This window comes from Sphingobacterium ginsenosidimutans (genome assembly GCF_039536865.1).
GTDB lineage: Bacteria > Bacteroidota > Bacteroidia > Sphingobacteriales > Sphingobacteriaceae > Sphingobacterium > Sphingobacterium detergens.
Map to the genome: position 1 here is coordinate 726261 of NZ_BAAAZK010000002.1, position 17217 is coordinate 743477.

Consider the following 17217-nt stretch of genomic DNA (forward strand, 5'->3'; position numbering starts at 1 on the left):
CAGTAATCAACACCCTGCTAGCAATATATTATAATGGACAGCTGTAAAATAAACCATTAGAAATATAAATAGAGTTAATACAAAAACAATTTTATATTAATAATATAAAGAAATACGACCTATTGATAACTTAATATTAACAATAGACTACAACATAAAAGCTCGAAGAACAAATTTTATAAAAATCAATACCGGGGGGGGGTAAAAATAGAAAATACGCTATTGGGATAAGCCTGAGATTACAAGAGTCTGGACGATATTATTTATCCCTGTCGTTATTCCTTAACAAAGGAATCAAAACCGCTATCCTTCGCCCATTGTAGGGACTTATAGTAAGGATGCACCCATTTATTGCGATCGTCTGGGACGTAACAGGATAGGCCTGAAAACTTTAAGATCGGTTTCCCTAAAAATGTAGGTGTATGTGCTTTATAAATGACCAGTTTAGCAACAACACGATCAATGTCTGCTGTTGCCGAAGAAGCTATATTTTGATGGGTAAAATCAAGGAAGTCAAACCCTGCCGATAGTGATTTTTCATCAAGATCCAATCGCTGTAGCCCCTCTCGATAGATGGTACCAAGTGGGTGTTGGATCAATATTTTTTTCATTTCGCCTGCAAGCTCAGTCCAATGGCTATTATTGATGACAGCGATGGTCGCCGAGCGATATTGGCCCGATAGCTGATCATAAAATGTAAAATACGATGCTGCAGCAGACTTTACCCCGCTTTCAAGGTCTGGATTGATCAAGTGTTTTAAAACCTGTTGATAAGGCATACTTGTCGATAGCACTTCGGTCGGAGAAGCTATGGTATATCGAGCTTTATCCCGTAGTTGATAGAGCACTTCTACACTGCCCATTGAGCAGGCATCAAACATTAAAAAATCAAGACCAGTAGGTAAGATCGACTCCAGATCTTTCAGGTCAGTCTTACGTCCTTTATCATTATTAAAAGACATTAATTTAACCGGTGCATCAGGCAACCAGTTCGTCGCATGGGACCATAATATAAGTCCTGTAGTCCTATCAGCAACATAGCCTTGCATCGTCCCCAGAATTTCCTTCATAACAGCAGGGTTTGCTGAATTATGAGGCTCATAAGATTTAATTACCTGGCTCTTTATATCAGGCCCTTGATCCGCAACAATTTTATAGATTTTAGGCGCCGTTCCTGCCAATGTCGCATAGACATAGATATCAGCATCCAAACCGCTTAGCCCCTCTTCCATTGCATTGATACTATTGTAGGCGTCCGAGACCAGATTGTTATTGGCCCCCATATAAACTAAAATAGCACGATTGCCGCTTTTGACAGCCAGCTCTTCTTTATCGTTACAGCTACTGAAAAGAGCAAGAGCCAAAAGCCCATGTAAAAGGAAAAGCTGCATACAAGTTACATTCATCTAAAATCTATCAAGATCATTTCAAACTTACATAAAAGCAATTACTATTGTGCTTTGATAACAATTTCATAACATAGGATCTGTCACGAGGGTTCTTTGATTAAATTGGTTTAGAAGCATCTCTTGTAAAAGTTTATCCTAAACAACAGCAGCATTATAATTTATATATTAGTGATGAATTATATTGGAGAAGTCTTTTTGAGAGAAACAAACATAATAGAAGGCGTATTAAAATTTCCAAAGGGTTTATTGAAATAGACATGTAATCGAGAATCTAATAAAAAAACAGGGTATCTCATGATGAGATACCCTGTTTTTTCTGCTTTAATAAGCCTTTTAATAATTCAACGATAAGCCCACACCAAAGCCCATATCACTATCGTAATGTGTTCTGAAGGCCATATTCTTCGTGATGATATAATTCAGTCCGGCCATATATTCAAGATCCGAATTGACCATAAAATCGCCACGTATTCTTCGTGAAATCGGGATATCTTCGCGCATCATCTGCAATCGGACAATACCATCATGGTATACTTCAGCTTGAAAATTCACCAGCATCGGCAGCGTATACATAAAACCCAGGCTCACCGCTTTGCGGCTATCTTTTTTATTTGCCTGACCGAAGATATTCTTTTCATGTTCATCGTCGCCCATTCGGCGGTAACGGTAATCAAAACCTACAAAAGGCATAAACCACTGCATTTTTCCAAAAAAACGTCCCAAGTGTGTCTCCACCTCGTAACCATGCATATCGTTGTACCCCAGTCGCCATTCCGATCCCAGTTGCCAGCGCGCATTTTGGAACATTGCCTGACCATCATTTCCATTAGTTGCAAAGTCATTCTGCGCCATAAAATGCGTCATATTACTTTCATGTTGCAGCTCCTTATATGCTTTGGCTTTATCCGGTAAATAGGGATTTTTATAGTCATCCACAGCAAATACCCGGTTCATTCCGGCCATCATATGGTATAAGATATGGCAGTGAAAAAACCAATCTCCTTCTTCATTTGCCAAAAATTCTATGGTATCTGTTTCCATTGGCATGATATCGACCACATTTTTCAATGGAGCTTTTGCACCTTTGCCATTCAGTAATCTAAAGTCAAAGCCATGCAAATGGATCGGGTGGCGCATCATGGAATTATTGTAGATGGTAATCCGCAGTACTTCCCCTTTCTTCACCGGAATCTTATCCGTTTCTGAAAGAATTTTATTATCCATGCTCCACACATAACGGCTCATATTTCCTGTAAGGGTAAATTTAAGATCCCGCACAGGAGCGTTCTTCGGCAATTCGGTCTCATGGGGAGATTCCAGCATTGCATAATTCAATGTGACAATATCACCCAGTGCATTCGCATTGTAACGGTTTGGGTCCTCTTCCGTCTTCATCTTCCCATGATCCATACCACTATGCTTGCTGTGATCTTCCTTTTTCTTTCCATCTCCGGTAATTTCAGAATACATGACTACATTCATATCCATCTGATTCAGGCTCATATTCATGCCCATATCGTTTAGATTACCATCCATCTTCATCATGTCATTCATCATCTTCATTCCCTCAAAATATTTGAGACGAGGGAGTGGTGAAATCAATTGCTTAATGCCATTACCCACAAAATAACTTGCCGATTGGGTCCGATCCTCGGTTGTCGCCATAAACTCGTAGGACGTCCCTTCATTCGGGATCGTCACGACCACATCGTAGGTCTCCGATACAGCGATCATCAGTCTGTCCACCTCCACAGGTACCACATCATTCCCGTCGTTTGCAACTACGGTAATTTTCCCACCCGCATAGCGCAACCAAAAATAAGATGAGGCACCACCATTGGAAATCCGCAAACGTACCTTGTCTCCCGCTTTCAATTTCTTTCCATCTACTTCCTTTAGATCCGTAGAATGGGCACCATTCAACAGGATCTTGTCGTAGTACACATCACTGACATCCATGGCGAGCTGACGCTTCCATTCATTGGTGATTTTCGTTCCAAACTTACCCTCTTTGATCGCCTCCGCGTAAGATTGGGTAGCCCCTTTTTTAATAGCTGCCCAGTCATTTCCCGTATGGAGCATCCGCTGGATATTATCTGGATTATAATTTGTCCATTCACTTATGATTAATGGAATAGTCGGTAAATCATCTATTCCTTTGCGAAAAGTCTTGTCATCCGCACGTTTGTTCAAAATAAGGCTACCATACATGCCGATCTGTTCCTGCAAGCCCGAATGCGAATGATACCAGTGCGTCCCGTGTTGAATAATCGGGAAACGATAGGTATAAGTTGAGTTCGGCTTAATCGGCTCCTGCGTTAGATGCGGTACACCATCCTCTTTGTTTGGCAAAAAGATACCATGCCAGTGCAGCGATGTACTTTCTTTCAACTCGTTGTGAACCACAATTTCCGCAGTATCTCCCTCAGTAAATGTCAACGTCGGCATAGGGATCTGCCCATTTACGGAAATAGCCCGTTTTGCTTTGCCTGCATAATTCACAATGGTGTCCCGAACATACAGTTCGTGACGCACCACCTTCTGTGCAAACACAGCAGCCTGTGTCATCAATAGTAAAACAATTATTAATATATTTCTCTTATTACTCATTTTCATGCGATTACTTAATTAAAACTCCATTACTTTTAGGTCCCACACCATACTGATAGACCAGCCGTGCGCCATGGTGTCCCGTGATAAATAGTGTCACAGACAAACTTATCAACAAAATGACGATCAAATAGTTTGTCCAGATGACCTTACTCCATCGCAATGCCACGAAGCGTACCACTGTGGTTATCCCAGCCAGCCAAAAGCTGATCCAGGCATAACGTTGGTGGGTATCAAACACGGCAAAGGCTTCTTCATCCGCATCTCCCGAAATATGGGATGCTGTCTGGATTGCTGCAAAAGCCCCTATTGTTCCCAAAAGCAATAGGACAAAAGTCACTATATTTAACTCCCCCCGATACCGGCTATAGCTTACAGCCACCACCTGACTGAGCAAAGCTAAAAGCAGCAGCACTATAGGGAAATGAACCACCAAGGGGTGCAAGCTGGGAAACCCTTCAAACAATTTCTCCATCACGCTATTGAATTGTTTCTACAGTAGATCCACAGGTAGGCATTGATTTGCCCAAATAAGGATTGTCAATTGCCTTTTGTTTGCTCAACCAATACGCGCCTTTACCCTCATTATACATTGGACAATGTTGGTAGTAGACCGGAGCATCCGGTTTCACCACTTTTAACAATGCGTACATATTTTTGGATAGCGTCACAAAGTGCTCACGTTGATGTCCATTTTCATCAATCCCGGCGATATGTTCTGTATCAAAGGCCAATTTCCGTTGATACTGTTTCCAAGCAGCAGCGGTAGCGGTCTCCAGCTTGGCGGCATCAATTTTTGCAACCACAACCTGCATCTTTTTGGCAGCCTGCTGTGCGTTCTGCCCATTATCTCTTGCCAGCGCATCTTTTAATTCAAAGTAAGCACTGTACACCTCCTCAAAAGATCTATCCTTTGCAACTGCAGCATCCGTCTTTGTGTTAGCAGCAGTTTCAGTAGCCAGCGCTTTTGCTGTTGTATCGGCTACCCCAGCTGTATCTGCTTTCGTTTTATCCGTAGCAGCGCTTGTCTCCTCATCTTCCTTCGCCGTATGTGCGGCATGCGTATGATTCGGTTTTGAGTTGTTGCAGGCAGCAAGTGTCATTGCTGCAACTACAATCAGTATTATTCTTTTCATTTTAAGTCTATTTATTGGTTTATATTTTCAACGTATTTCCGATAATTTTCTTCGTTTTCAAAGTAAGAAACTTCCCCCTGATCGCCCGTTATGGCAATAGCTGCATTGGCTTTATCAACCTCTTTCTTGGACAAGGGATCAATAGCAACACGAACAGCGGCTTCTTTAGGGATTCGTTCCTTACACATTTCACAGCAGCCATAATAAGCCCTGCCTTCATGTTTGACCAGCAGTTGTTTCTTGGCCATAAAAGCATCGTTGACCATACATACATCTTCAGTAGGTACGAGATCCCCTTTTTTATACTGCTTTGCAGCAGCTGTTACCTGCATCGTTGTATCTTTTTCAGGACTTTTAAGCGCTGCCTTTGAATTGCTTTGTGGATTGGTGCATGCCGTCAATGTGAGGACAAACACTGCTATAATAGCAACTAGATATTTCATGGGGTCAGCTATTAGTTAAGCGTTTCAACTGTACTTCCACAAGTAATCATTTGCGATCCGTAGAATGGATTTTTAACGGCCTTTTCCTTGCTCAACCAATTTGCACCTTTCCCTTCGTTAAACATTGGACAATGTTGATAGTAGACAGGACTCCCGAAAGAACTCACTTTGGCCAGTTCATAGAGCTTCGTCGAAAGCGAGGCAAATGCAACACGTTGTTTGGTCACATCCTTACTCTTTGCGATGGTTGTAGCATCAGCAGTCAAATTGTTCATCACCTTCATCCAGACAGTATGTTCAGCGGATGCAAGCTTATTCATATCCACGGCCTTGATCGCTTCCTGCAATGCCGCGGCCTTGGTCGCCGCCGTCTGGGCATCCGTCTTGACCAGCGCATCTTTTAAAGCAAAGTATTGATCGACCACATTTGTCAATTGTGTTACTTTTCCGGTTACCGCAACCGCTGCTGTAGCATTTTGGTGAGCTGAATGATCTGTTTGCCCCGACTGATGTTGTCCACTAGGTTCGGTAGTTGTTGCAGTCTGCGATTTTGATACAGGTTTTAATGTTCTTGTGTATTGATCTGCTTTGGGCAACTTGGCATAAGCGTCGTCCGGTGCCAGAAACTTCTCACTGTCAAATCCTGCCAAGGCAATACGTTTTAAAACGTCATCTTCATTTGTTTTTGAAGCATCATAGGTGATGGTCGCAATTTTAGTTTCCTGGTTCCAGTCTACCTGGGCGGTCTTTCCGGCCTTACCTTCCTGCTCGATGGCAGTTTTTGCAGCAGAGGTATTTCCGAAGACTTTTACCGTTGCTGTTTTCGCATTTTTGATCTGTGCCTGTATCGTGTTATTGGTCAGTAATACTAGGGTTACTAAGCCAATTATTGAAATGGATTTCATCTGTAAATATTTTTTTTAATGACCATATGGAATATCCCGTCTATTTTCATAAGTGTTTGTATTTTTCCAACATGGATATTTCATCTGTAAATTTTTATTGATGGTGTTTGTTTTCATTGGTATCAATGAACGCATTACACTCAGTTTATATTTTAATAGTATAGGATATACCCCCTAAAATTTGATTCGTATTTATGCTTTTCAAATAAGAGTACCTGATGACGAATAAATTTTAAATAAATAATAACGAAAACTTCCTTAATAGCCAGTTATCCATCGCTAAAAGCCGTAGACCATCACTAGATCATATCATATAATGGGTATTTTCATCTTATATATTAAGAGGGGTTTTGAACGCCGATGGCGATCCAAAAAGACGTAGCATGGGCTACCATCGATAATTAGGCTATTTTGGGAGGCTGCCAGATCGAAAAATAAGCATCCGAGCAAAACGGTTGCTTGTACAGGGTAGACAATTTGAGCTGATCTGTGTCCGATGGTAAAATAAGATCCACTTCATAAAAAGAGATCATCGGATTACATTGCATCGAAGTACGACATGATTTTTCGGCACAGTGTTTACCACAGTCATCTCCGTGATCATTTGAAGCTCCAGAATCCTGTTTTTTATCTTTACAGCAATCTTTCGTGTCAGTCTCCTTTACATCTTGCGCTTTGTCCGTATGTTTTGGATCTTGACCTTGCTCGCTATCCTTTACATCCTGACCTTTTTCTGCACAACAGGATTTCTTCTCCTGCTTCGGCTTTTCGGGGACTGAATGGCAGGCAAACCCCAGACTTGGTGCTAAAAATAGCCCCAAAATACAGATGACCAACAAGATGTTGACTTTTGCCCACATAGGAATTCAAATTTATTTTATTTATGCTATAATACCTTATTTACAGGAAATAACCCTGTATGTAGCTATTACGGGATAAAGATCGTTACTATTTCCGAAACAGCTGTTGTAATATTTTTATTTTATTTTATAAAATTTCTGACGGGAAAATCAATCAATCAATCAATCAATGGCTTAGCACTATTGTGTTAACTTTGTAAGGCCTAGTTTTATTTTTCCAGCTCCTTGATCCAATTCAGTAGCAGCAAGCAACCCGGTGCATAGACGGCTCCATGATCAAAGCCCTGTAATTGATATAAAGAGGTTTTTGCATGACCGACCTGCTTTAATATTGCTGCGAGATGCGCATTCTCTTCATATCGTGCGGGCAGCTCCAATCGCGCATCACCTGTGATCAATACAATAGGTGGCGCATCCTTTCGTGCAAAGGCTATAGGCGCATACTGATCAATCTGTGGGATGATCATAGATTGTCCACGTTCCTTTTTAATGGTGTAATGTGTATTGGTCTGACCACTGATCGGTGCGAGGCCTTTTATCCGATTCGCATCGACTCCGTATTTGTGTAGATAGCTGCTATCCAGTCCCACCATTAACGCTAGGTATCCTCCAGCAGAGTGTCCTGACACATAAATCTTTGCCGGATCACCACCATAGGAAGCAATATGGGCGAACGCCCAGGCAACAGCCGCTGCAGCATCTTCAATATAACCTGGCGCTTTCTCCTTAGGGCTCAACCTGTAATTGACAGCGACCACAGCCACCCCCTTCTCTTTAAGCTCCAATGGAATAAATTTGTTTCCCCCTTCCAGTCCGCCACCATGAAACCAGACGATCGTGGAAAAATCTTTTCGGTCAGTAGGAATATAAAGATCCAGCTTACATCGTTCCTTTTTATACGCGTCGGTATCGGTATTTTTACAATAACTGATATCTGCTAGGGTACGATATTTCTGTGCGAAGATCCTGTTCGAAGTAATCAATAAAAAGAATACAATAAGGAATTTTGGAGACATAATAAATGGGTTTAAGGATTCACATTCATAAAGTTAACAAAAAGCCAACGGATCCCCTCCCTTTTAACGCAAAATTGTCTATTCCCAAGAACAACACATCAAGCTAATATCCTTAATGATCTTTTTTAGAAGCATATTAATGATTATCTTACAGGGGACATAACAAAAGGTAAATTTTCCTGTTATTAATAAAGAAACTGTTATTAATAGGGAAACTGTAAATACTTTAGAAAAAATCAGTAACATAATATGGAGCAGATAAAAATACAAGCGCATATTGATGTGCGTGTGGAGATCATCTGGAACGCCTATACCTCAGCAGAAGATATTATGCAATGGAATCAAGCTTCCGATGATTGGCACTGTACAGGTGCAATCAACGATTTACGCATCGGAGGAAAATTCAAGAATCGTATGGAGGCAAAAGATGGCTCCATGGGTTTTGACTTTATAGGAACCTATACGGCACTCGAACCGTTCAAAAAAATAGCCTATACGATGCCCGATGGCCGTAAGGTTACCATAAATTTCAACTCGAAAAAATCCACGACCGAGATTACCGTTATTTTTGATGCTGAATTCGAAAACCCTGTTGAGATGCAACGGCAAGGATGGCAAGCCATTTTGGACAACTTCAAAGCCTATGTAGAAAAAACATATGGGAGCCCATCATAGCGACAAACGCTTTAAATGCGGTAATTGCAGCATATTCAGCTGATGACAATCAGTTCAATTAGTAGACATATAATAACAGACATACTTGGATTGCTAACGACAATGGTTATCTTTAGCCAAAATTTGATATTCCTGTATGTAACCTACGGAGCAAATTCCAACGAAAAGCGATAAAGACATAACATATGACAATAATTAACAATTATGAAGAGTACAAAGCCTTTGAAGGAAAGTCATTAGGCGAATCTCAATGGCATACAATCGATCAAAAACAGATTAACCTGTTTGCCGATGCAACCTTAGACCACCAATGGATCCACCTCGATAGCGAAAAAGCAAAAACAGAGAGTCCATTTAAATCGACCATTGCACATGGTTATCTGACCCTATCCTTAATTCCTTATTTGTGGAAACAGATTGCAGAAGTAAGGAATGTCAAAATGGAGATCAATTATGGCATCGAAAACCTACGTTTTGCACAACCGGTCCTGGTCGATAACGAAGTACAATTACATACACACGTTAAATCGGTTGTCAATCTCAGGGGAGTGATCAAAGTAACCATTGAAGCAACTTTAAAAATTAAGGATAGTGCCAAACCGGCTTATGTTGGGGATGTTATCTTTTTATACCACTTCAATTAAATCAATCCGAATAGGATTCATTTTAAAAACTTCAGACAGGCTATTTACATGTTAGCTGAATTCGAAATAAAACAGATCACAAATCATAAGGACTATCCTTATGATTTGTTGCTTCTGGCCGACGAGACTGTCACCGCAATCAATAAGTACCTTTTTGATTCCTCCGTCTTTGTTGTTCAGGAACTGCAACAGCCAATTGCTGTATTTTGCTTATACCCCGTCGATAGTGAGACGCTGGAGATCAAAAATATTGCTGTCGCTGCTTCACATCAGAACAAAGGCCTTGGGAGCAAAATAGTACAATACATCCAGGAGACTTATTGTACACAATACCCCAACCTGATTGTTGGCACTGCCGATTGTGGTTTCGATCAGATCCGATTTTATGAACGTAATGGCTTTGTTCAATATAGTGTCCGTGCGAATTTCTTTATAGAGAATTACGAACAACCTATCTATGAAAACGGTCAATTGTTAAGAGATATGATTTTATTGAAATATCAACCCTAACTCCCCTAGCAACAGCAGGTTCCGATTGCTATTTGATACTGCCCTTTTCTATAGACAGAAATAAATATAAATTAACACAGGGATGGCAAGGCACAACCACAATACAAGCCCCTGTAGGATCGCTTTATAACCTACAGACAGTAACACATCTCTTGACAGGCTGGCTCCGATTAAAAAGAGCGTCAATGTTAATCCGACTTTGGAAATATGAACCACATAAGTTCCTATCTCTTGAAAAAATGGAATATAACTATTCAAGATAATAGCCAATACAAATAATCCGATAAAATAAGGAATTTTAATCCGCGTCCCTTTGGTATTAAAAGCAAGCGCACTCAGCAAAGAAATCGGAATAATCCATAGTGCCCGCGTCAATTTAACCGTCGTTGCCACCTGAAGAGCTTCTGTTCCATACTTACTTGCCGCACCGACCACCGAACTCGTATCCTGTATTGCAACCGCACACCAAAGTCCAAATTGTGTCTGGGAGAGATCTAGGGCACGACCGATGACCGGGAATACAAACAAAGCAAGTGCATTCAAGACAAAGATAGTTCCCAAAGCGACACTGATCTGCTTTTCATTGGCTTTCACAGTGGGCGAAACCGCAGCAATAGCACTTCCGCCACAGATAGCAGTTCCTACGGTGATGAGATAGGCAGTTAGCTTTTCCAGTTTTAATAATTTACCCAATACATAGCCCAGGGACAATGTCCCGATAATAGAGATAACAGTCAGTAAAAATCCATCTTTGCCTGTCTGAATAGCGGAGTCAATCTGCATACCGAAACCCAAACCAACAACAGAAAGTTGTAAAAGGATTTGCGTGGCTTTGTGATTAACAGCCAAAAAGGGATGTCCGATCCACTGGGCAACAATAATCCCCAGCAGTAGCGCCAGAGGAGCTGATACGACTGGTGTCAGACATAAGATAAGCAAGAGGATAAAGATGATTTCCCGGATAGTAATCTTTTTGTTGAGTATATGCTTGTATCGCATGGTGGGAGTCACTTTTTTGTACATGATTTTGTGTTTTGATCTGGCACAAAATTGAATAACTTTTATTTATCAATAAAACTATAAATACTAATAAGTCATAACTATACGTTATATTTCATAAAAACATCGCAAAAGAGTTCAACCTGTAAATGTGGATTGCACAGCCATCCAGATCAAATGCGGCATCGATATTTATTGGAAGAATATGAGGATCAAATACGATCAAAAAAGATAAATCCATGGGTTCAATGAGATCACACTTATAACAGTCCATATTTCGGTATTGGCATTCCACTTGGAAAATAATAAGTATAGGTGGAAGATCCAAGATAAATCACTATATTTCAATAAGATTCAAATAATACAAGTAAACGATGAGACTAACTGCGATACACCCCAAATTACCGATGCGCGACAAAGCTGTCACAAGCGATTTTTACTTAGGTCAGCTGGGCTTCATACCTTGTGGCACCGAAGATTATGAAGGATATCTGATGATCAAAAAAGATCAGATCGAGATTCATTTTTTTGAATTTAGGGAACTGCCACCCGAAGAAAATTATGGCATGATCTATATCCGTACGGATGATATTGATGAGCTTTATCAATCTTTTTTAGCACGCAACATTGCCATCCATCCGAATGGCAAACTGGAGACAAAACCTTGGGGCCAGCGCGAATTTTCCATATTAGATCCAGATAGCAATTTGCTAACGTTCGGACAGGGAGAATAACACTAAACGTTTAACTACTGTAGCAAAGGTTTGACAAAGAGGCAGCTGGTATACTGGGTATATGCAGACCCAGCCAATACACTTTATTGAAGATATCCTGTCCAATGGAAAACGACACGACAAATAAAAGGAGAATAGCCCTTGAGACGATTAGACACGTTAAGAAAAAACAAAAAAACCTGTCTTTATTATGCTTGGTTTTGCCATAATAAAGACAGGTAAATATTTTATAGAACAGGTCTGTTTAACCAGGAAAGGACTAGCCAAATAGGTCTGAGCTCAAATAACGGTCACCCCTATCACATGCGATAAAGACAATGATCCCTTCCTCAATTTCGCTGGCAATTTTCAATGCGCCAGCAAATGCCCCCCCTGTACTCATACCTGCAAATACTCCTTCGCGTTTCACCAATTCACGCGCCAGTTCGGTCGCTTCCTGCTGTGAAATATCAATCACTCGATCCACACGGCTTGGATCAAATATTTTTGGTAGATAGGCTTCTGGCCAGCGTCTGATTCCAGGTATAGATGACTCGGGTGTAGGTTGACAACCGACGATCTGTATCTCCGGATTTTTCTCTTTAAGGTAAATGGAATTCCCCATAATCGTTCCCGTCGTCCCCATTGCACTCACAAAATGGGTAATTTTCCCATCTGTATCACGCCAAATTTCTGGCCCGGTTGTTTTGATATGGGCTTTATAGTTATCCGGATTGGCAAATTGGTTTAGGATATAATAGCCTTCCTTCAACGCTTTTTCTTCCGCATAGTCACGGCATATTTCCATAGATTCTAAGAGCGTAACCTTGGCGCCATAAGCCTCCATCGTCAACGTCCGTTCGCGGGTAGACGATGCGGGCATAACCAGTTCCAAACTTAAACCATATATTCCGGCAATCATGGCTAGGGCGATCCCTGTATTACCACTTGTTGCCTCAATCAGTTTGCTTTCTTTCGAAATTTCACCACGCTCCATTGCTGAACGTATCATATTTAATGCCGCGCGATCTTTGACTGAGCCGGCGGGATTATTCCCCTCCATCTTTGCAAAGATCCGTACCTTGGGATTCGCATGAAATTGGGTGATCTCCACCAAGGGTGTATTTCCGATGGTATCTATAATATTTCCCATAATGTATCTATATGATTGGTTTTGAATCTATAAATTTCGCCGTTGCCTGGTGGTATACTGTAGTATAAGGTTCGACCGAGCTCGTCAACCAAACATTCCCACCGATAACGGAATGATGACCTATACGTGTCTCACCGCCCAAAATAGTCGCCCCGGAATAGATGATAACATGGTCCTCGATCGTCGGATGGCGTTTGACATTCGAAAAGACCTTGTCCACACTCAAGGCGCCCAACGTAACACCTTGGTATAGTTTAACGTAATTACCTATTATACAAGTCTCTCCGATGACTAGCCCTGTACCATGATCTATATGAAGGTGATGACCAATGGTCGCCCCCGGATGAATGTCAATACCTGTCTTGGAATGTGCATGTTCGGTCAATATCCTTGGGATCAGGGGCACACCTAGACGGTGGAGCTCATTTGCCATTCTGAAAATACAGATGGCAAAAAAACCGGGATAGGTGCGTACAACCTCACGCTTATTTTGCGCAGCTGGATCTCCATCCATCAATGCATCAGCATCCCAGCACATCAGCTCGTACAACGCCGGAATACGTTCAAAAAACTGATGGGCCACTTGTGCATGATTGCAATGACCACAGGCTTTTGACTTACTCAGAAGCTGTTCCAACTCCAGTTCAAATTGCTCAAAGGCAAGTTTTACATCTTCTACCGATTTCATTTCGCCAGAATTTCGCTCCGGAAAAAGCACATCCAAAATTTTGGTTGCCCAGCCACAGATCTTCTTATTGGAAGGCATTTCTAAAACAGCTAATTGCTGCTCATAGATATGTTGATAAAAATCATGCATCTTCAAAAGTAAATATTAAAACAAATATACTATACAATATTGATAGATTAAGCCTTATTAGCAATAAGGCTACGATTAAATCATTTTTTTTCTTTCTATTTGAGTCCCAAACCCGCTCCAAATTTATTACCTAGGGCATCGTTGCAGCCAGCATTTCTTCCTCTTTTTGGCACAAGCTCCATTTAGTGGCCTGACGATGTCTATCAAAGTACCAGGCGCTCAAACAAGTTTTGCAGTGTTGCTTCGGGATCTTCACAGAGTCCGGGATGTGAAGCGGAACATTGGATGACCGTGCTCCGTTTGGCGGTAAGCCAACGGAAACGCTCTGTGATATCCAGCGCAGCTAGTTTTCCGGCATCTTTATCGCCATTACAAATCCGTTGAAAGGAAGACAGATGGTTTTCGATGAGTTCCAATTCAATTTTAGGACAGAGCGCACGCACCTTTTGCTCGTCGATGGCATAGACCATCTTGGCAAAGCGATATTTACGACAGTAGAGCGCAATACCAACATTGATAAATTCCTCACGCTCTACACGTGGTACCAGTCGCACCACAGCATATTCATATAAGGTTCTCTCTGGCATCTTCTATCTGTTTTACAAAAATTGACGAACTCGCCACACGTTGTTTCAAGAATGAAACGTACACCTCTCTCGCATCCGCTGCTGACAATTCACGTTCGGAATCCTCCAACCATTCGTCCGGTACAACGGCCAATATCTTACGAAAAACATCCTCCGTAAAAAGAGGACTGAATTCAGCATCTATTTTTTCAACAATGGTCGCGTTTTTTAACAACACATGATCTTTAATCTGCACGAAAGGTTTGTGCGATTGTTCCTCCCAATTGTCCCAGCTATGGTGGAAATACAAGGATGCGCCATGGTCGATCAACCACAGTTCTTTGTGCCAGATCAACATATTGGTATTCCGGACTGTGCGGTCAACATTCATCAACAAGGCATCCAGCCACACAATCTTGGAAGCCTCTTCCGCTCCAATCACATCCACATTGGCATCAAAAGTAATTGCCCCACTCAAAAAATGGAGCCCAAGGTTTTTCCCCACGCTGAATTTGAGTAGATCCTGTATTTCTTCATCCGGTTCGGAGCGCCCAAAAGATTCATCCAGATGGGCAAAGACGATTTCAGGCACTCTTAATTTTAACAATCTGGCCAGCTCACCGCCGATCAGTTCGGCAATCAGTGCCTTTCGTCCCTGTCCTGCTCCTCTAAATTTGATGACATAACTAAAGCCATCATCAGCATCGACCAGCGCCGGCAAAGATCCTCCTTCCCGAAATGGCTGAACATATCGGGTAATCTCTACTTCGCGAATAATAGGTTGTTGAAAATTCATGAATTTCTATTTTCTTGCTATTCAAAGTTGGCAATCAACTCTGCACATAATATCAAACTAAGATAAAGTTAGTTTTAAAACCTTTAATGGTCGAAATATCTCAAATATTTATTTAAATTTTAGCAAAATAGCACAAATTGTACATTCATTTGACCATCAGAAGTACTATTTTCTAATTATATTTGTCCTATAATCTCGACTTGTTTAATCAAGTTCTTTTCAAAAGCGATATGGATACTATTCAGGAATATAACAGTGTTATCAAGCACTGTCAAGATTTATTTATAAAAAAAACAAAAGATTATGGAACGGCTTGGCGGATCATGCGCCTGTCTTCTATTACCGACCAGATTTATATCAAAGCACAACGTATACGTACGCTCGAGGTCAAAAAAGTATCCAAGGTTGGGGAGGGTGTCATAGACGAATACATCGGTATTATCAATTATTGCATTATGGCTATGATCCAGATTGATCTGGGTGAAGATGGCGAGGAAAACCTCGACTCTAGCTTTGTCAATCAAAAATATACCGAAAAAGTAACAGAAACCAGAGACCTCATGCTGGCCAAAAACCATGATTATGGTGAGGCTTGGCGCGATATGCGTGTTTCTTCTATGACAGATCTGATCCTAATGAAAATTCATCGGGTCAAACAGATCGAGGACAATGATGGCCAAACTATTGTTTCCGAAGGCATTCACGCCAATTACCAGGATATGCTCAACTACGCAGTTTTTGCGTTAATTAAATTAGGACTAGCACAACAATAATCGGATAATGACAGCAGCACAACAGACAACAAAGACAAATTACCTTTTAGGATTTTGCCGCATTTTCACTGGACTTCTCTTTATTTTCTCTGGATTTATCAAAGCCAATGACCCGACAGGTTTCGGTTATAAACTGCAGGAATATTTCGAGGTATTCCACTTGACAGCCTTCAATGAATACGCGACGGCCATTGCTGTGGTGATCTGTGGTTTTGAAATTCTTTTAGGTGCGCTATTGTTGTTTGGTGTCTATGCCAATTTGGTGGCTTGGGGATTACTGTTATTGATCCTATTTTTCACCTTTTTGACCTTTTATTCCGCATTTTTCGAAGTTGTCACCTCCTGTGGATGTTTTGGCGATGCCATTCCATTGACTCCTTGGCAATCCTTTTCCAAAGATCTGGTACTATTGGCCCTGATCCTGATCATCTTTTTTTACCGCAAACAGATCCGATCTATTATCAAAGGCTCCGGCAATCAATTTGTTGTCACATTGATTACAGCCGTTGTTTCCTTGGGTATCGGCATATATACAGTCAACTATCTTCCTTTTATAGATTTCTTACCCTATAAAATTGGCAATAATCTCCCTTCACTAATGGTTCTTCCAGAGGGAAAAGAAGGGGATGTCTTTGAGCAGCTCTATACCATGAAAAACAAAAAGACAGGCGAGACCAAGAAAGTCAATGACAAAGTCTATATGGCGGATAAGCTCTGGGAGGACGAGTCTTGGGAGATCATTGGCGAGCCAGAAAGCAGGCTTATCAAAAAAGGATATGATATTCCTATCCCCGACCTATTGATCACGGACGCAGATGGCGCTGATCATACGCAGGAGATCATTGCCAACCCCTATTATAATGTTATCATCGTCGCCAAGGATCTTTCGTCTACCAATATAGATGCGCTCCAGAAAATCAATCAGACGGTGACACAGATGACCAAAGATTACAATGGTCTTCGGGTTGTCTTACTGACTGCCTCAGCCTCCAAAGATGCTCAATACCTGAGTGATAAGATGCAATTGATTGCTGAAATATACTATGCTGATTTAATTCCATTGAAAAGTATGGTCAGAGCCAATCCGGGGGTGATCTTGTTAAAAGGTGGAAATGTAATGGGCAAATGGCATTACAATAATTTCCCGGATGCAAAGACGATTGAAGACAATTTTTTAAGTAAAGACAAATAG

Annotated in this window: 19 protein-coding genes; 6 read left to right on the top strand and 13 right to left on the bottom strand. The window is 41.2% G+C overall.

The features are described from left to right. Positions 1 to 275: 275 nt before the first annotated feature. The 8 genes from ABFX33_RS02835 to ABFX33_RS02870 all read right to left on the bottom strand — a co-directional run bounded on the left by ABFX33_RS02835 (position 276) and on the right by ABFX33_RS02870 (position 8379). Positions 276 to 1391: a clostripain-related cysteine peptidase gene (locus tag ABFX33_RS02835; RefSeq protein WP_346084177.1), complete on the bottom strand. Its 1116-nt coding sequence runs from the start codon at positions 1389 to 1391 to the stop codon at positions 276 to 278. Between the two features lie 351 nt (positions 1392 to 1742). Next, on the bottom strand, positions 1743 to 4019 hold the full coding sequence (locus ABFX33_RS02840) for a multicopper oxidase family protein (RefSeq protein WP_346084179.1): 2277 nt from the start codon (positions 4017 to 4019) through the stop codon (positions 1743 to 1745). A gap of 10 nt (positions 4020 to 4029) precedes the next feature. Continuing rightward, positions 4030 to 4494, bottom strand: a complete 465-nt coding sequence (locus ABFX33_RS02845; RefSeq protein ID WP_346084180.1) for a DUF2231 domain-containing protein — start codon at positions 4492 to 4494, stop codon at positions 4030 to 4032. A 4-nt stretch (positions 4495 to 4498) separates the two neighbouring features. Further along, positions 4499 to 5155: a DUF3347 domain-containing protein gene (locus ABFX33_RS02850; RefSeq protein WP_346084181.1), complete on the bottom strand. Its 657-nt coding sequence runs from the start codon at positions 5153 to 5155 to the stop codon at positions 4499 to 4501. Between the two features lie 11 nt (positions 5156 to 5166). Continuing rightward, positions 5167 to 5598: a hypothetical protein gene (locus tag ABFX33_RS02855; protein ID WP_346084182.1), complete on the bottom strand. Its 432-nt coding sequence runs from the start codon at positions 5596 to 5598 to the stop codon at positions 5167 to 5169. A gap of 11 nt (positions 5599 to 5609) precedes the next feature. Continuing rightward, a complete protein-coding gene (locus tag ABFX33_RS02860) occupies positions 5610 to 6503 on the bottom strand; it encodes a DUF3347 domain-containing protein (RefSeq protein WP_346084184.1) in 894 nt (297 codons plus the stop codon). A gap of 401 nt (positions 6504 to 6904) precedes the next feature. Beyond that, entirely contained in the window at positions 6905 to 7363 is a 459-nt protein-coding gene (locus tag ABFX33_RS02865; RefSeq protein WP_257093302.1) for a hypothetical protein, read from the bottom strand. 209 nt (positions 7364 to 7572) lie between these two features. After that, on the bottom strand, positions 7573 to 8379 hold the full coding sequence (locus tag ABFX33_RS02870) for an alpha/beta hydrolase (protein ID WP_346084186.1): 807 nt from the start codon (positions 8377 to 8379) through the stop codon (positions 7573 to 7575). Positions 8380 to 8628: 249 nt separating this feature from the next. Here ABFX33_RS02870 and ABFX33_RS02875 point away from each other — a divergent pair, with 249 nt between their 5' ends. The 3 genes from ABFX33_RS02875 (at position 8629) to ABFX33_RS02885 (ending at position 10208) form a co-directional block, all read left to right on the top strand. Beyond that, positions 8629 to 9054, top strand: a complete 426-nt coding sequence (locus ABFX33_RS02875; RefSeq protein ID WP_120259522.1) for an SRPBCC family protein — start codon at positions 8629 to 8631, stop codon at positions 9052 to 9054. 185 nt (positions 9055 to 9239) lie between these two features. Then, entirely contained in the window at positions 9240 to 9698 is a 459-nt protein-coding gene (locus tag ABFX33_RS02880) for a MaoC family dehydratase (RefSeq protein WP_120259521.1), read from the top strand. Positions 9699 to 9746: 48 nt separating this feature from the next. Beyond that, positions 9747 to 10208, top strand: a complete 462-nt coding sequence (locus ABFX33_RS02885) for a GNAT family N-acetyltransferase (protein WP_257093309.1) — start codon at positions 9747 to 9749, stop codon at positions 10206 to 10208. 48 nt (positions 10209 to 10256) lie between these two features. Here ABFX33_RS02885 and ABFX33_RS02890 read toward each other — a convergent pair whose 3' ends face one another. After that, complete coding sequence (locus ABFX33_RS02890) at positions 10257 to 11231, bottom strand: YeiH family protein (protein WP_120259519.1); 975 nt, start codon at positions 11229 to 11231, stop codon at positions 10257 to 10259. 350 nt (positions 11232 to 11581) lie between these two features. On the opposite strand from ABFX33_RS02890, the gene ABFX33_RS02895 reads away from it, so the two are divergent. Then, positions 11582 to 11941, top strand: a complete 360-nt coding sequence (locus tag ABFX33_RS02895) for a bleomycin resistance protein (protein ID WP_120259518.1) — start codon at positions 11582 to 11584, stop codon at positions 11939 to 11941. A gap of 259 nt (positions 11942 to 12200) precedes the next feature. Here ABFX33_RS02895 and cysM read toward each other — a convergent pair whose 3' ends face one another. From cysM to ABFX33_RS02915, 4 genes are all read right to left on the bottom strand, one after another. Next, positions 12201 to 13073 (bottom strand): cysteine synthase CysM, encoded by an 873-nt coding sequence (gene cysM / locus ABFX33_RS02900; protein WP_120259517.1) that lies wholly within the window; start codon positions 13071 to 13073, stop codon positions 12201 to 12203. Positions 13074 to 13080: 7 nt separating this feature from the next. Next, complete coding sequence (locus ABFX33_RS02905; RefSeq protein WP_346084189.1) at positions 13081 to 13890, bottom strand: serine O-acetyltransferase; 810 nt, start codon at positions 13888 to 13890, stop codon at positions 13081 to 13083. A gap of 203 nt (positions 13891 to 14093) precedes the next feature. Continuing rightward, on the bottom strand, positions 14094 to 14477 hold the full coding sequence (locus ABFX33_RS02910; RefSeq protein ID WP_120259515.1) for a DUF3037 domain-containing protein: 384 nt from the start codon (positions 14475 to 14477) through the stop codon (positions 14094 to 14096). Continuing rightward, positions 14455 to 15252, bottom strand: coding sequence for a HipA family kinase (locus tag ABFX33_RS02915; RefSeq protein WP_346084191.1), 798 nt, complete (start codon positions 15250 to 15252; stop codon positions 14455 to 14457). The genes ABFX33_RS02910 and ABFX33_RS02915 overlap by 23 nt, the downstream gene beginning before the upstream one ends. Positions 15253 to 15482: 230 nt before the next feature. On the opposite strand from ABFX33_RS02915, the gene ABFX33_RS02920 reads away from it, so the two are divergent. Further along, positions 15483 to 16025: a DUF1599 domain-containing protein gene (locus ABFX33_RS02920; protein ID WP_120259513.1), complete on the top strand. Its 543-nt coding sequence runs from the start codon at positions 15483 to 15485 to the stop codon at positions 16023 to 16025. A gap of 7 nt (positions 16026 to 16032) precedes the next feature. Continuing rightward, entirely contained in the window at positions 16033 to 17217 is a 1185-nt protein-coding gene (locus ABFX33_RS02925) for a BT_3928 family protein (RefSeq protein ID WP_346084192.1), read from the top strand.

What these genes read in the sequence shown, in the direction of transcription:
- ABFX33_RS02835 (WP_346084177.1), bottom strand. Translation starts at nt 1,391, where the DNA reads ATGCAGCTTTTCCTTTTACATGGGCTTTTGGCTCTTGCTCTTTTCAGT.
- ABFX33_RS02840 (WP_346084179.1), bottom strand. Translation starts at nt 4,019, where the DNA reads ATGAGTAATAAGAGAAATATATTAATAATTGTTTTACTATTGATGACA.
- ABFX33_RS02845 (WP_346084180.1), bottom strand. Translation starts at nt 4,494, where the DNA reads ATGGAGAAATTGTTTGAAGGGTTTCCCAGCTTGCACCCCTTGGTGGTT.
- ABFX33_RS02850 (WP_346084181.1), bottom strand. Translation starts at nt 5,155, where the DNA reads ATGAAAAGAATAATACTGATTGTAGTTGCAGCAATGACACTTGCTGCC.
- ABFX33_RS02855 (WP_346084182.1), bottom strand. Translation starts at nt 5,598, where the DNA reads ATGAAATATCTAGTTGCTATTATAGCAGTGTTTGTCCTCACATTGACG.
- ABFX33_RS02860 (WP_346084184.1), bottom strand. Translation starts at nt 6,503, where the DNA reads ATGAAATCCATTTCAATAATTGGCTTAGTAACCCTAGTATTACTGACC.
- ABFX33_RS02865 (WP_257093302.1), bottom strand. Translation starts at nt 7,363, where the DNA reads ATGTGGGCAAAAGTCAACATCTTGTTGGTCATCTGTATTTTGGGGCTA.
- ABFX33_RS02870 (WP_346084186.1), bottom strand. Translation starts at nt 8,379, where the DNA reads ATGTCTCCAAAATTCCTTATTGTATTCTTTTTATTGATTACTTCGAAC.
- ABFX33_RS02875 (WP_120259522.1), top strand. Translation starts at nt 8,629, where the DNA reads ATGGAGCAGATAAAAATACAAGCGCATATTGATGTGCGTGTGGAGATC.
- ABFX33_RS02880 (WP_120259521.1), top strand. Translation starts at nt 9,240, where the DNA reads ATGACAATAATTAACAATTATGAAGAGTACAAAGCCTTTGAAGGAAAG.
- ABFX33_RS02885 (WP_257093309.1), top strand. Translation starts at nt 9,747, where the DNA reads ATGTTAGCTGAATTCGAAATAAAACAGATCACAAATCATAAGGACTAT.
- ABFX33_RS02890 (WP_120259519.1), bottom strand. Translation starts at nt 11,231, where the DNA reads ATGTACAAAAAAGTGACTCCCACCATGCGATACAAGCATATACTCAAC.
- ABFX33_RS02895 (WP_120259518.1), top strand. Translation starts at nt 11,582, where the DNA reads ATGAGACTAACTGCGATACACCCCAAATTACCGATGCGCGACAAAGCT.
- cysM (WP_120259517.1), bottom strand. Translation starts at nt 13,073, where the DNA reads ATGGGAAATATTATAGATACCATCGGAAATACACCCTTGGTGGAGATC.
- ABFX33_RS02905 (WP_346084189.1), bottom strand. Translation starts at nt 13,890, where the DNA reads ATGCATGATTTTTATCAACATATCTATGAGCAGCAATTAGCTGTTTTA.
- ABFX33_RS02910 (WP_120259515.1), bottom strand. Translation starts at nt 14,477, where the DNA reads ATGCCAGAGAGAACCTTATATGAATATGCTGTGGTGCGACTGGTACCA.
- ABFX33_RS02915 (WP_346084191.1), bottom strand. Translation starts at nt 15,252, where the DNA reads ATGAATTTTCAACAACCTATTATTCGCGAAGTAGAGATTACCCGATAT.
- ABFX33_RS02920 (WP_120259513.1), top strand. Translation starts at nt 15,483, where the DNA reads ATGGATACTATTCAGGAATATAACAGTGTTATCAAGCACTGTCAAGAT.
- ABFX33_RS02925 (WP_346084192.1), top strand. Translation starts at nt 16,033, where the DNA reads ATGACAGCAGCACAACAGACAACAAAGACAAATTACCTTTTAGGATTT.